Raw genomic sequence first — 13,803 nt, forward strand, 5'->3', positions numbered from 1 at the left:
ATGAACGTCAAGAAAAGCAAGCCCCGGGGCTTGGGGCGTGGATTGTCTGCCCTGATGGCGGATGTGTCGCATGACGGCGCTGGTCATTCCTCGACCGAGCCGCGTCGCCCCGACATGCGGGTGCCGATCGAAAAGGTAAGGGCCAATCCCAATCAGCCCCGCCGGACGTTTTCACAGGAGCAGTTGAACGAACTTGCGGCCTCGATCAAGGAGAAGGGCATTATCCAACCCATGATCGTGCGGCCAGCCGGCGACGGTGGGTACGAGATTGTTGCCGGAGAGCGTCGCTGGCGCGCTGCACAGCTGGCGCAATTGCACGAAGTTCCTGTTATCGTTAGAGAATTTGACGATACTGAGGTTCTGGAAGTCGCCATTATCGAGAATATCCAGCGGGCCGACCTGAATGCGGTGGAAGAAGCCGCCGGGTATCGGCAGTTGATGGAGAAATTTGGTCATACGCAGGAGAAGATGGCCGAAGCGCTGGGTAAAAGCCGCAGCCACATTGCCAACCTCTTGCGGTTGCTGTCGCTGCCAATGGATGTTCAGACGCTGGTGATCGAAGGAAAGCTTTCGGCTGGTCATGCGCGGGCGCTGATCACGGCAGAAAACCCATCCGAGTTGGCGCGGATCGTTGTGCGGGACGGATTGTCGGTGCGGGCCACTGAAGCATTGGTCAAGAAACAGCAGCAAGGAGACAGGCAACCCGGTGAGTCCCGCGCAAAAGGTCCGGATTCCGATAAGGATGCGGATACGCGTGCATTGGAAAAAGACCTGTCGGCGATTCTGGCGATGAAGGTGGTGATCAACCACAAAGCCGGAACTGAAACGGGGCAGGTCGTTCTGACCTATGAAAATCTGGATCAGCTGGACGATCTATGCGCCAAGCTCAGCCGCTAGGCCGGGTCCAGATAAAGATCAGGACCGCACCCAGAACCACGGCCTGAATGATCAGGACGTGGGAGGGAACGCCAAGAACAAACGACAGCAAAAAGACGGCGGCGATCGACAGGGTCGCCGCCTTTTTTGCGCGCGTTTTGATTGCACCGGAGGTTTGCCAGTCGACGATCAGGGGGCCAAAGCTGCGATGTGTCAGCAGCCAGGTGTGCAGACGCGAGGAGGAGCGAGCAAAGAAGAATGCAGCGAGCAGCAGGAAGGGAACGGTCGGTAGCAGCGGAAGGAACACGCCGATCATGGCGAGCGCGACGCAGGTCAATCCCAAGAAGGCCCAGATGTAGTGCATCGCTCAGTCCACCAGAAGCTCGCGGATGACCGCGTTCAGAACCGCCCGCCCGTCACGAGTTGCGCGCAGGCGATTTCCTTCTGTTTCGATCATTCCGATTTCGGTCAGATGGGATATCGTTTCGAAAGGCATAGTTTTGCCTGACAACAGTTGATAACGATCAACATATAGGCCGTCGGACACCCGCAACCCCATCATGAGGTATTCGTTTGCTTGTTCCTGTGTGGTCAGTTCCGTTCTGGCGCTTTCGCCGTTGCCCGCCGCAGCCGCATTCAGCCAGGCGGAGGGGTTCAAGGCGGTTTCGGTTGCGAATTTGCGCCCGCCCAATGTGAGGCGGCCATGCGCGCCCGGGCCGATGCCAACGTAATCGCCGTAGCGCCAATAGATCAGGTTGTGCCGCGATTGAGCGCCGTCGCGGGCGTGGTTGGATATTTCGTAAGCGGGCATGCCATGCGCCTCGCAGACTTGTTGCGTGGCAAGATACATGTCGGCGGCGCTGTCATCCTCGGGCAGGCCGCGCAATTTTCCGACTGCATAGCGGTCGCCGAATGCGGTGCCTTCCTCGATGGTCAGTTGATAAAGCGACAGGTGATCGATAGCCATCGACAAGGCTTCAGTGAGCTCGGCGCGCCACCCTTCAAGCGTCTGGTGCTGGCGGGCATAGATAAGGTCAAAGCTGACGCGGTCAAAGCAATTGCGGGCGATGTCAAAAGCCGCGCGCGCTTCGGCGACGGTATGTATACGGCCAAGGCGGCGGAGATCTTCGTCATTCAGCGCCTGAATTCCCATCGACACACGGTTGACCCCTGCATCGCGATAGGCGGCAAAGCGGCCCGCGTCGACCGAACCGGGATTGGCCTCGAGCGTGATTTCCATGTCGTTGGATGGCCGCCACAGGGCACGCGCCTTGTTTATGACAGCCGCGACTGTGGCGGGGTCCATCAGGGATGGGGTGCCGCCGCCAAAGAAGATGGTGTCGAGCACCCTGTTCGGGGTTTCCGCGGCGGAGCGTTCGAGCTCGCTCAGATAGGCGTTAAGCCATTGGTTTTGATTGATTTCACGTGAAACGTGGCTATTGAAATCGCAATAGGGGCACTTGGCCTCGCAAAACGGCCAATGCACATAGAGCCCAAAGCCCCCGTTGCGCCAATCATCCGCCAAAACAACCCTGCACGAATTTCTCCACCGCTTTTGCCCGGTGGCTGATCTTGTTCTTTTCCCAACGGTCCATCTCGGCAAAGGTCTGATCATAGCCGTCGGGCACGAACATGGGGTCATAGCCGAAGCCTTCGGCTCCGCGAATGGGCCAGACGAGGTGGCCCGGAGCGATGCCCTCGAACACTTCGTCATGACCATCGGGCCAGGCCAGCACCAGGGTGCAGCGAAACTGGGCGGTGCGAGGATGGGGGGCGTTGCGCTTCTCAAGCTCGGTATGGGCGCGGGCCATGGCCATCAGGAAATCGCGCCCATTTTCGGTTTCGGCCCAATCGGCGGTATAGACACCTGGTGCGCCGTCCAGCCCGTCAATGGTGATGCCGGAATCGTCCGACAGCGCCGGCAGGCCAGTGGCTTGGGCAGCGGCATGGGCCTTGATCCGGGCGTTTCCGACGAATGTATCCTCGGTTTCTTCCGGCTCCGGCAGGTTCATCTCGCCCGCGCCCACAACCTTGACCCCAAATGGGGTGAGGAGATGCGCCATCTCCTCCAGCTTGCCCTTGTTGTGGGTTGCCACCAGCAGTGTGTCGCCGTCGAAGTGCCGTATCATGCGGTGGCGGCCTTTTGGGCGGCAACCAGTTCACCGACGCCTTTTTCCGCCAGATCCAGCAATTGGTTCATCTGATCGCGGGAATAAACCGAACCTTCGGCACTCATCTGTACCTCGATCAGCTTACCCGAACCGGTCATGATGAAATTGCCGTCAACGCCCGCTTCGCTGTCTTCGGGATAGTCGAGGTCAAGCACAGGTTGGCCGGCATAGATACCGCAGGATACGGCGGCGACCGGGTCGATCAGCGGATCCGAGATTACATCGCCTGTCTTCATCAGCTTGTTAACCGCAAGGCGGAGCGCGACCCAGCCACCGGTAATCGAGGCGCAGCGGGTTCCGCCATCGGCCTGAATGACGTCGCAGTCGACGGTGATCTGACGTTCGCCAAGGGCCACACGGTCGACACCGGCACGCAGGGCCCGGCCGATCAACCGCTGGATTTCAACGGTCCGACCGCCTTGCTTGCCCGACGCGGCCTCGCGCCGCATCCGGGTGTTGGTCGCGCGTGGCAGCATGCCGTATTCGGCGGTGACCCAGCCCAGCCCCGAGCCCTTGATAAAAGGCGGCACACGATCTTCGATGGTTGCGGTGCACAGAACATGGGTGTCACCCATTCTGATCAGGCAAGAGCCTTCGGCATGTTTGGTGAATCCCGTCTCGATTGAAACCGGGCGCATTTCGCTTAAATCTCGTCCTGAGGGTCGCATGAGAAATCCTTTGTTTGCTGGTCTCGGGATACCGCCCGCACGTATGGCGATGCAACCCCGATTGACCTTTCCCGAACCTGCGATTTAATGGCGACCCAGTAAGAGGCGCTGATGAGTGAAGCAAACAAAATCCTGAACGAGATGAACGAACGGTCGCGCGAGGTTTTCCGGTTGATCGTGGAAAGCTATCTTGACAGTGGCGAGCCCGTTGGCAGCCGTACCCTGACCCGGACGTTAAGCGAAAAGGTCAGCGCCGCTACGGTTCGCAACGTGATGCAGGATCTGGAGTATCTGGGCCTGTTGAACAGCCCCCATATCAGCGCAGGCCGCGTACCGACGCAAATGGGGCTGCGCATGTTCGTTGATGGATTGCTGGAAGTTGGCGATCTGGGAGCGGACGACCGGCAGAAGCTGGACGCCACCCTGGGCGATAATGCGGGCGATGTCAGCGGCATGCTGGACAGGGTCGGATCGGCCTTGTCGAACGTGACGCACGGTGCATCTTTGGTGCTGACGCCCAAGCATGAGGCCGAGATCAAGCATATCGAATTCGTGTCGCTGGCGCATGATCGGGCGTTGGTGGTGCTGGTGTTTTCAGACGGGCATGTAGAGAACCGGTTGTTCTCGCCGCCGCCGGGACAGACGCCCAGTTCGATGCGAGAGGCGGCCAATTTCCTCAATGCCTTGATCGAGGGGCGGACGCTGACCGAGGTCCGTCGGATGATGCAGAGCGACATCGCCGCGCGGCGTCAGGAAATCGACGCGCTGGCGCGCGAACTCGTCGAGAGCGGCCTTGCCCTTTGGGATGGAGATGGCGAAGATTCGGCCCGCCTGATCGTGCGGGGACGAGCGAATCTGTTGGACGGTACCGGTCAGGAGGCAGAGCTGGAGCGTATCCGGAGCTTGTTTGATGATCTGGAACGCAAGCGCGACATTGCCGAATTCCTGGAATTGACCGAAACTGGCGAGGGTGTGCGCATTTTTATCGGTTCGGAGAACAAACTTTTCTCACTTTCGGGTTCCTCTTTGGTGGTGTCTCCATATATGAACGCTGATCGAAAGATCATCGGCGCGGTGGGAGTGATTGGCCCGACGCGCCTGAATTACGGACGGATCGTGCCGATCGTGGATTATACGGCACAACTGGTTGGAAAGCTGATTTCCGACCGGAGCTAGAGGTGGAAAGATGGCAGAGCCGAAGAACGAAGAGTTTCTGGACGATATTGCGACCGCAGAGGCCGAAGAACTGGCCGAGGAGTTGGCGGAAATCAGCGAAGAGGCGCTGGAGCTGGACGCGCTGCGCGCCGAGCGGGATGAACTGAAGGACAAGTTCATGCGCGCGCTGGCGGATGCGGAAAACGCCCGTAAACGGGGCGAAAAAGCGCGGCGGGATGCCGAGAATTATGGCGGATCAAAGCTGGCGCGCGACATGTTGCCGGTCTACGACAACATGAAACGTGCACTGGAAGCGGCAACCGAAGAGCAGCGGGACGTTTCGGCGGCACTGATCGAAGGCGTGGAACTGACCATGCGCGCGCTGCGCGACGTGTTCCAGAAACATGGGATTCAAGTGATTTCGCCCGAGGTTGGGGATCGGTTCGACCCACAGATGCACGAAGCGATGTTCGAGGCACCTTTGCCGGGTACCAAGGCGGGTGACATCATTCAGGTGTCAGCCGAGGGCTTTATGCTGCATGACCGTTTGCTGCGCCCGGCGCAGGTTGGCGTGTCGTCGATGCCAGCAAGCTGATCGGCTTCGCCGGCGCGCGACCAAGCCTCCGGCGAGAGTATTCTTCAAAAGATGAAGGGGCGGTCAGGTGTTGGCCGCCTCTTTCAATTTGTAAATCAGGTCCAGCGCCTCGCGCGGGGAGAGTTCGTCGGGCAGGACATTCTTGAGAATGTCAGTGACAGGCGAGGATTTCGGCATTGGCGACGGCGGTGGCGGTGCAGCGGAGAAGAGAGGCAGATCGTCGATCAGCGCTTTTTGCCTGCCGCCTTCACGTTCGGATTTCTCCAACTGGTCGAGTACGACGCGGGCGCGTTCGACGACCGAGGGCGGCAGGCCTGCAAGCTGGGCGACCTGTACACCATAGGACCGGTCGGCAGCGCCTTTGCGGACCTCGTGCAGGAAAATGACCTCGCCTTCCCATTCGCGCACCGCGACGGTGGCATTGTCGACGCCTTCGAGGCTGCCGGCCAAGGCTGTCAGTTCGTGATAGTGGGTGGCAAACAGGGCGCGGCATTTGTTGGATGCGTGCAGGTGTTCCAGCGTGGCCCAGGCAATGGAGAGGCCGTCATAAGTGGCTGTGCCTCGGCCAATCTCATCGAGGATGACCAGCGCGCGGTCGTCGGCCTGATTGAGGATGGCGGCAGTTTCGACCATCTCGACCATGAAAGTCGAGCGCCCCCGTGCCAGATCATCGGATGCACCGACCCGGCTGAAAAGTTGACTGACAAGCCCGACATGGGCGGTGTCGGCCGGCACGTAGCTGCCCATTTGCGCCAGCAGGGCAATGAGCGCGTTCTGGCGCAGGAAAGTTGATTTACCGGCCATGTTCGGGCCGGTCAAAAGCCAGATTGCGGCGCCATTCTCGGCCGACAGATCGCAGTCGTTGGCGATGAAGGCGTCCCCGCCTTGTTGGCGCAGGGCGTGTTCGACCACAGGGTGACGGCCGCCTTTTATGTCAAAGGCGCGGGATGTGTCGACGGTGGGGCGGCACCAGTTTTCCCCGCGCGCTAGGTCGGCCAGCGCGGCGGTCAGGTCAAGCTCGGCCAGGCCGCGTGCCGCCTGGTTCAGTCGTGCCGCCTGATCGAGAATGGCGTCAGAAAGCCCTGAATAGAGCCGCTTTTCGATCTCCAGCGCCAGATTGCCCGCATTCAGGATGCGGGTTTCGATTTCGCTGAGCTCGACCGTGGTGAAGCGCACCTGATTGGCGGTTGTCTGGCGATGGATGTAGGTAGTGTTGAGGGGAGCGCCGAGCATCTTTGAGGCGTGGGTTGCTGTGGTTTCGATGAAATAGCCCAGCACATTGTTGTGTTTGATCTTCAGCGAGGCGATGCCGGTGTGATCGATGTATTTCTGCTGAAACCCGGCGATGACGGAACGGCCCTGGTCGCGCAAAGTACGGGCCTCGTCCAGTTCCGAGTCATGGCCAGCGGCGATGAAACCGCCATCGCGGGCCAGCAGCGGGGGTTCAGCGACAAGCGCGGCGTCCAGAAGCCCGAGCAGGTCATCAAAACCGGTCAGGCTATGAACTGCATCGGACAGAATCGAAGGCAAGTCGTCAGCGGCGCAGAGGCCAGCGATTTGTTCCGCCTGTGAAAGCCCGTTACGGATGGCCGCCAGATCGCGCGGTCCGCCCCGATCAAGCGACAGCCGCGACAGGGCGCGGTCCAGATCCGGGGTTTTGCGCAATGCTTCGCGCAGATCCGAGGCCAGAAGGGTCTCTTCGACGCAAAAACCTACCGCATCGTGACGGGCGTGAATGATATCGGGCGATCGGGACGGGCTGGACAGGCGTTGTTCCAGCAGTCGCGCGCCGCCCGCCGTCACCGTGCGGTCAATGACCGACAACAGAGAGCCGGCGCGGCCACCGGACAACGAACGGGTGATTTCCAGATTGCGGCGGGTGGCGGCGTCGATCTGAACTACGCGGTCCTGGGCCTCTTTCTGGGGCACCTGCAATAGCGGCAGTTTGCCTTTTTGTGTGATGTCCAGATAGTCGACCAGAGCGCCCATCGCTGCGACCTCGGCGCGGTCGAATGTACCGAACGCGTCCAGCGCGCCCACGGCGAACAGGGTACAGATACGCTTTTCACCAGTTGTGCTGTCGAAACTTGCGCGCCCGATCGGGGTGATCGGAACGCCTAGGTCACGGGTGGTTTCGACCAGCTTTCCATCCATTCCGTCAGCGACGATCAGTTCGGAAGGGGCCAGCCGCGCAAGTTCGGGGCTGAGCCGAACGGGTGAAAGGGGCATCACGTGGAACGCACCTGTCGATATATCCGCCCAGGCCAGGGCGGCCTGGTCACGAACCTCGGCATAGGCGGCCAGAAAGTTGTGTCGGCGCGCTTCGAGCAGCGCGTCTTCGGTCAGGGTTCCGGGGGTGACAAGGCGCACGACATCGCGCTTTACCACTGATTTAGAGCCTCTTTTCTTAGCCTCGGCCGGACTTTCCATCTGTTCGCAGACGGCAACGCGAAAGCCCTTGCGGATCAGTGTCAGCAGGTATCCTTCGGCAGAATGAACCGGAACCCCGCACATCGGAATGTCCTGGTCATTGTGCTTGCCGCGTTTGGTCAGCGCGATATCCAGCGCCTCGGCGGCATTCATGGCGTCTTCAAAGAACATCTCGTAGAAATCGCCCATCCGGTAAAACAGCAGGGCATCGGCGTGGGCCTCTTTGATTGCGAGATATTGCGCCATCATTGGCGTGACGTTGGACAAGACTGACATCTCCCGGCGTGTTCCGGGGGGACCTTACAAATCCGTAAACTGCGACGAAAGGCGAAAACGCATTGTCGTTGAGGCGGGCGCTTGCCTGCTGTAAGAGGCGGAAAAGCCCAACAGCGCGGAAAACGACATATCTCATGCCCAAAGCGAAGATCACCCCCGAAGAGGCGCTTGCCTTTCACCTGGAACCGACCCCCGGCAAATGGGAGGTGCAGGCCACAGTTCCAATGACCACGCAGCGAGACCTGTCACTGGCCTATAGCCCTGGCGTGGCAGTGCCGTGCGAAGCCATCGCGGCCAACCCCGAGACGGCCTATGACTATACCAACAAGGGCAATCTTGTGGCGGTGATTTCGAACGGGACGGCGGTTCTGGGTCTTGGCAATCTGGGGGCGCTGGGCTCGAAACCGGTGATGGAGGGCAAATCGGTCCTGTTCAAACGGTTCGCTGACGTGAATTCGATCGATATCGAGCTGGACACCGAAGACCCGGATGAATTCTGCCGTGCGGTGCGCCTGATGGGGCCGACCTTTGGCGGGATCAATCTGGAAGACATCAAGGCGCCCGAGTGCTTCATCATCGAACAACGCCTGAAGGAAGAGATGGATATCCCGGTCTTCCATGATGACCAGCACGGGACGGCGGTGATCTGTGCGGCGGGCCTGATCAACGCGCTGCATATCTCGGGCAAGAAGATCGAGGATGTGAAGATTGTCCTGAACGGTGCCGGTGCTGCCGGGATTGCCTGTATCGAGCTGCTCAAGGCGATGGGTGCGCGGCATGAGAATTGTATCGTCTGTGATACCAAGGGTGTGATCTATCAGGGTCGGACCGAAGGCATGAATCAGTGGAAATCTGCGCATGCGATCGTGACCGAGTTACGCACACTGGAAGATGCGATGAAGGGCGCGGACGTGTTCCTGGGTGTGTCGGTCAAGGGCGCGGTCACGCAGGAGATGGTTGCCAGCATGGCTGACAACCCGGTCATCTTTGCGATGGCCAACCCCGACCCCGAGATCACGCCGGAAGAGGCACACGAAGTCCGCGTGGACGCGATCGTGGCCACCGGGCGCAGCGACTATCCCAATCAGGTCAACAACGTTCTTGGCTTTCCGTACCTGTTTCGTGGCGCGCTGGATATCCACGCCCGGGCCATCAATGACGAGATGAAGATTGCCTGTGCTCACGCCCTGGCCCGTCTGGCGCGCGAGGATGTGCCGGACGAAGTGGCGATGGCCTATGGCCGGAACCTGACATTCGGGCGCGATTACATTATCCCGACGCCGTTTGACCCGCGCCTTATCCACCGGATTCCGCCCGCCGTGGCCCGTGCCGGAATGGATACGGGCGCCGCACGGCGGCCGATCATCGACATGGATGCCTATGAACTGGGCTTGAAATCGCGAATGGACCCAACGGCCAGCATCCTGCGCGGCATCAACGCACGGGCGCGTCAGGCGCAAAGCCGGATGATCTTTGCCGAAGGGGACGATCCACGGGTGCTGCGCGCCGCTGTCACCTATCAGCGGTCGGGCTTTGGCAAAGCGCTGGTCGTTGGCCGACCGGACGACGTCAAGCAGAAGCTGGAGGTTGCGGGCCTTGGCGACGCGGTGCGCGAGATCGAGGTGGTCAATGCGGCGAATACAACGCATCTGGAGGCCTACAAGGCGTTCCTGTACAAGCGCCTGCAGCGCAAGGGTTTTGACGGCAAGGACATCCATCGTCTGGCGGCGCGGGATCGGCACGTGTTTTCGGCCCTGATGCTGGCGCACGGCCATGGCGACGGGCTGGTGACCGGGGCAACGCGGAAATCAGCGCATGTTCTGGATCAGATCAACCATGTGTTTGATGCCGACGCCGCTCATGGCGCGGCTGGCATTACTGCTCTGATGCACAAGGGTCGTATCGTTCTGATCGGTGACACACTGGTGCATGAATGGCCATCCGAAGAGGATCTGGCAACCATTGCCGAGCGGGCCGCCGACGTTGCCCGCCACATGGGGATGGAGCCGCGTGTCGCCTTTGTCAGTTTCTCGACCTTTGGCTATCCGGTCTCGGAACGTACCGAGAAGCTGTACAAAGCGCCCCGGGTGCTGGAGGCGCGCGGGGTCGATTTCGAGTTCGAGGGTGAAATGACCGTCGATGTGGCGCTGAATGCCAGATCGCAAGAGGCCTATCCCTTTTCGCGCCTGACCGGGCCTGCGAATATCCTGATAGTGCCGGCCCGACACTCGGCTTCGATTTCGACCAAATTGATGCAGGAAATGGCGGGTGCAACGGTGATCGGGCCGATCCTGACCGGGATCGACAAGCCGATCCAGATCTGTTCGACCGTGTCGACAGCCAACGACATTCTGAACATGGCCGTTCTGGCCTCGGCCAAGATCGGGTAGACCGTGGCAATCTGGAACCTCGGCTCGATCAATGCGGACATGGTTTATGCCGTGCCGCACCTGCCGCAACCGGGTGAAACACTGGCGGCAACGGATTTGTCGCGGTTTCTGGGTGGCAAGGGGGCCAACATGTCGGTTGCGGCGGCGCGGGCCGGGGGTGAAGTTCGGCATATCGGTGCGGTCGGGCCTGAAGGGCGCTGGGCGATTGACCGGCTGTCGGGTTATGGCGTCGATACCCGTCACGTCGCACAGGTGGAAGTGGCGACCGGCCATGCCATTATCGCGGTCGAACAGTCGGGTGAAAACCTGATCGTGCTGTTTCCCGGTGCGAACCGCGAGATCACCTTGGCGCAATTGGAACAGGCGCTGGACCACGCGCAGAAGGGTGATCTGCTGGTATTGCAGAACGAAACCAACATGCAGGTTGAGGCTGCGAAGATGGGGCGCGACCTGGGGTTGCAGGTTTGTTACGCGGCGGCGCCATTCGATGCAGAGGCGGTCAGGGCCGTACTGCCTCATATCGATTTTCTGATTCTGAACGAGGTCGAGGCAGAGCAGTTGCAGACCGCGACCGGACTGGCACCGCAACAACTGCCGGTGGCGCAGGTGGTCGTGACACTTGGGTCAAGGGGCGCGCGGTACTTTGACACTAACAAAGGTGAATCGCAGGGTTTTCCGGCCTTCAAAGTGCAGCCAGTGGATACAACCGGGGCCGGCGATACCTTTACCGGCTATGTGCTGGCCGGGATGGACGCGGGGTTGCCGATGGCGGAGGCGATTTCCCAAGCGATGCGTGCCGCAGCCATCATGGTCACGCGGCACGGCACGGCGGACGTCATCCCCGGTCTGGAGGAAGTCCGGAATACGAAGCTGGATTAACTTCCTGCAAATGGCGCGGCGTCGCCCCAAAGTTCCTTGACCCGTTGATCGCGTCCGCAAGCTTTGCGATAGGCCTTGTAGGCGCTTGCCTGACGCTTGGGGCCGAACCGGGTCAGAACCAATTTGGTGCCTTTGTAGTAGTCCTGATGATAGGCCTCGGCCGGATAGAAGGTCGAACTGTTCAGGATCGGGGTCACGATTTCTTGGCCAAGGGCTGCCTGTGCATCGGCCCTGGCTTGTTCGGCAATGGCCTTTTCGTCCGTGTTAGAGACGAAAACGGCGGTTCTGTAGCTTTCGCCGCGATCACAGAACTGACCGCCGGCATCGGTTGGATCAATCGAGCGGAAAAACAGGCTTAGCAATGTGTCGCGCGACACTTGAGCCGGGTCGAACGTGATCTGCACCGCCTCGTAATGGCCGGTGCCCCCGGCGGAGACCTGTTTGTAGGTCGGGTCATCGATTTTTCCGCCGGTATATCCCGACACCGCCTCGATCACGCCGGGGACGTGTTCGAAATCGGATTCCACGCACCAGAAACAGCCACCGGCCACCGTCAGAGTCCGGGTCTCGGCGGCAACGGCGGGCAGGCAGCGCAACGCGGCGGCGATCAGGATCAAAGTGAACAGGGCAAAGGCTTTGAAATCACGGGTCAAGGTCATGGCGGATCTCCTTTGCAATCAGGCTGCATCCGCTTTGCGCACAAAACAATCCGCTGACATGTGTTCTCACACACAGGTGAAGCGTTGTTTACCCCTTGGCCTCGCGGGCCCTCGCGACTAGCTTGCCGCCAATTGGGAGAGAAGAACAAAGAGGTATCGTCGTGAAGATCGCGATGTGGTCGGGGCCGCGCAACTTGTCGACGGCAATGATGTACAGTTTCGGAGCTCGCACCGATTGCGCGGTGATCGACGAGCCGTTTTACGCGGCCTATCTTGCGATGACCGGGCTGAACCATCCGATGCGCGAAGAGATTCTGGCGGCGCAATCGCGGGACCCGGCTGAGGTAGCTGCAAGGCTGGCCGGGACAAACCCTGGCGCGCGCCCGTTCTGGTATCAGAAGCACATGACCCAGCACATGATCCCCGGAATTCCGCGCGACTGGATGAGGGGCGTGAGAAACGTGTTCCTGATCCGTCACCCGTCGCGGGTGATCGCAAGCTACGGTGCCAAACGCGAAAATCCGACGTTGGACGATATCGGGTTCTGGCAGCAGGCCGAACTGTTCGACGAGGTGTGCGACTGGGGCGGTGAGCCAGTGGTGATCGACAGCCACGACATTCGCGAAGACCCGGCTGGGATGTTGGAAAAACTGTGTGATGCGATCGGCGTCCCGTGGTCACCGCATATGCTGAACTGGCCCAGGGGCGGACATCCCGACGATGGCGTCTGGGCAGCGCATTGGTATGGTTCGGTCTGGAATTCGACCGGTTTTGCGGGTCCCGAAGGGGAATTGCCATTGGTACCGGAAAAGTTGCAGCCGGTGCTGGACGGGGCACTGCCGTATTATGAGAAGATGAAGGCGGCCAAACTCTGAGTCGCGTTGGGGGAACAGCCGCTGCCACATTGTGGAAAACCGAGAGCAGTTATTTTAACAATTGCCCAAGCTTCATGGCAACGCTCATATCGCCCGTGATCTTGAGTTTGCCCATCATCACCCCGGTCATCGGATTGAGTTTACCGGTCAGCAGTTTGGTCAGGTTTTCGGCTGAGATCCGGATCGTGCAGTCGGTGTCGCGGTCCTGAGTTGAGGCTGCGTTTTCCGCCAGAACAATGACGCCATCTGCGCCGCAGTCGAATTTCAGCGTACCGTCGAAGGTCTTGCCGGTCAGACCGGACTGGATGCCGTTTGCAATGTCTTCAAGCGCCATGGTGACCTCTTGTCGTTTACGCAAGCGTTAGAAAGACACCGGGAACAAGGCAAGGATGACCAAGCGGCAGCGTTCAGCTGTGCTGGATCGCGGTCAGGGTCAGGGGGCAAGCTTCGCCATTGTAGAAGCAATCAAGGATATCCTGAAACTCGCCGGGCGCGCCGGGGACGGCGGTGAAGAGCGTCATGCAGGAGCGCAGTTTCTTGGCGTCGATGCCGCCGAGGATATCGGAGGCGTTCTTGTCTTTGTGGGTCAGCACCAGACGACTGACCTCGACAAGGCGGCGGCGCAGTTCCGGGTGATCGAGATAGGCGGTGGCCTCGTCCAGATCCTCGATCCCGTAGAGCTGCGCCATGTGGGACCGGCCCAGTTCGGCCAATTGCGGAAATACGAACCACATCCAGTGGCTGGTTTTCCGGCCCTCGGTCAGTTCGCGCAGGACAGCGGCCCAAACCGTGTCCTGCGCCTCGATGAACATGTCGAGTTCGTCGTTTA

Annotated in this window: 14 protein-coding genes; 6 read left to right on the plus strand and 8 right to left on the minus strand. The window is 60.1% G+C overall.

Going from position 1 to position 13,803, the window contains the following annotated elements; all coding sequences use genetic code 11:
• Window positions 1–897 (plus strand): ParB/RepB/Spo0J family partition protein, encoded by an 897-nt coding sequence (locus ACR0LZ_RS12045; RefSeq protein WP_480750055.1) that lies wholly within the window; start codon window positions 1–3, stop codon window positions 895–897.
• Here ACR0LZ_RS12045 and ACR0LZ_RS12050 read toward each other — a convergent pair.
• The 4 genes from ACR0LZ_RS12050 to rph are packed head-to-tail and all read right to left on the minus strand — an operon-like array spanning window position 887 to window position 3,715.
• Window positions 887–1,240 (minus strand): YbaN family protein, encoded by a 354-nt coding sequence (locus ACR0LZ_RS12050; protein ID WP_480750056.1) that lies wholly within the window; start codon window positions 1,238–1,240, stop codon window positions 887–889. The genes ACR0LZ_RS12045 and ACR0LZ_RS12050 overlap by 11 nt on opposite strands.
• Window positions 1,241–1,243: 3 nt before the next feature.
• Complete coding sequence (hemW, locus tag ACR0LZ_RS12055) at window positions 1,244–2,401, minus strand: radical SAM family heme chaperone HemW (RefSeq protein ID WP_480750057.1); 1,158 nt, start codon at window positions 2,399–2,401, stop codon at window positions 1,244–1,246.
• On the minus strand, window positions 2,391–3,005 hold the full coding sequence (gene rdgB / locus ACR0LZ_RS12060; RefSeq protein ID WP_480750058.1) for an RdgB/HAM1 family non-canonical purine NTP pyrophosphatase: 615 nt from the start codon (window positions 3,003–3,005) through the stop codon (window positions 2,391–2,393). Before rdgB ends, hemW begins: the two co-directional genes overlap by 11 nt.
• Entirely contained in the window at window positions 3,002–3,715 is a 714-nt protein-coding gene (gene rph / locus ACR0LZ_RS12065; protein ID WP_480750059.1) for a ribonuclease PH, read from the minus strand. The genes rdgB and rph overlap by 4 nt, the downstream gene beginning before the upstream one ends.
• A gap of 111 nt (window positions 3,716–3,826) precedes the next feature.
• Between rph and hrcA the strand changes: the two genes are divergently transcribed.
• Both hrcA and ACR0LZ_RS12075 read left to right on the plus strand, forming a co-directional pair.
• The gene (hrcA, locus tag ACR0LZ_RS12070) at window positions 3,827–4,891 is read left to right on the plus strand and encodes a heat-inducible transcriptional repressor HrcA (RefSeq protein WP_480750060.1); all 1,065 of its coding nucleotides are present in this window, start codon (window positions 3,827–3,829) and stop codon (window positions 4,889–4,891) included.
• A gap of 10 nt (window positions 4,892–4,901) precedes the next feature.
• Window positions 4,902–5,465, plus strand: coding sequence for a nucleotide exchange factor GrpE (locus tag ACR0LZ_RS12075; RefSeq protein WP_480750061.1), 564 nt, complete (start codon window positions 4,902–4,904; stop codon window positions 5,463–5,465).
• 63 nt (window positions 5,466–5,528) lie between these two features.
• On the opposite strand, the gene mutS is transcribed toward ACR0LZ_RS12075, so the two are convergent.
• On the minus strand, window positions 5,529–8,144 hold the full coding sequence (mutS, locus tag ACR0LZ_RS12080; RefSeq protein WP_480750196.1) for a DNA mismatch repair protein MutS: 2,616 nt from the start codon (window positions 8,142–8,144) through the stop codon (window positions 5,529–5,531).
• 161 nt (window positions 8,145–8,305) lie between these two features.
• Here mutS and ACR0LZ_RS12085 point away from each other — a divergent pair, with 161 nt between their 5' ends.
• Window positions 8,306–10,561 (plus strand): NADP-dependent malic enzyme, encoded by a 2,256-nt coding sequence (locus ACR0LZ_RS12085; RefSeq protein ID WP_480750062.1) that lies wholly within the window; start codon window positions 8,306–8,308, stop codon window positions 10,559–10,561.
• A 3-nt stretch (window positions 10,562–10,564) separates the two neighbouring features.
• Window positions 10,565–11,440: a ribokinase gene (locus tag ACR0LZ_RS12090; RefSeq protein ID WP_480750063.1), complete on the plus strand. Its 876-nt coding sequence runs from the start codon at window positions 10,565–10,567 to the stop codon at window positions 11,438–11,440.
• On the opposite strand, the gene msrA is transcribed toward ACR0LZ_RS12090, so the two are convergent.
• Complete coding sequence (gene msrA / locus ACR0LZ_RS12095) at window positions 11,437–12,099, minus strand: peptide-methionine (S)-S-oxide reductase MsrA (protein WP_480750064.1); 663 nt, start codon at window positions 12,097–12,099, stop codon at window positions 11,437–11,439. The genes ACR0LZ_RS12090 and msrA overlap by 4 nt on opposite strands.
• Window positions 12,100–12,260: 161 nt before the next feature.
• Here msrA and ACR0LZ_RS12100 point away from each other — a divergent pair, with 161 nt between their 5' ends.
• Window positions 12,261–12,974: a sulfotransferase-like domain-containing protein gene (locus ACR0LZ_RS12100; RefSeq protein WP_480750065.1), complete on the plus strand. Its 714-nt coding sequence runs from the start codon at window positions 12,261–12,263 to the stop codon at window positions 12,972–12,974.
• Between the two features lie 49 nt (window positions 12,975–13,023).
• Here the strand turns inward: ACR0LZ_RS12100 and ACR0LZ_RS12105 are convergent, their stop codons facing one another.
• A complete protein-coding gene (locus tag ACR0LZ_RS12105; RefSeq protein WP_480750066.1) occupies window positions 13,024–13,308 on the minus strand; it encodes an SCP2 sterol-binding domain-containing protein in 285 nt (94 codons plus the stop codon).
• 73 nt (window positions 13,309–13,381) lie between these two features.
• Entirely contained in the window at window positions 13,382–13,786 is a 405-nt protein-coding gene (locus ACR0LZ_RS12110; RefSeq protein WP_480750197.1) for a DUF1810 domain-containing protein, read from the minus strand.
• Window positions 13,787–13,803 lie beyond the last annotated feature (17 nt).

The organism is Ruegeria sp. CI1 (assembly GCF_056536925.1).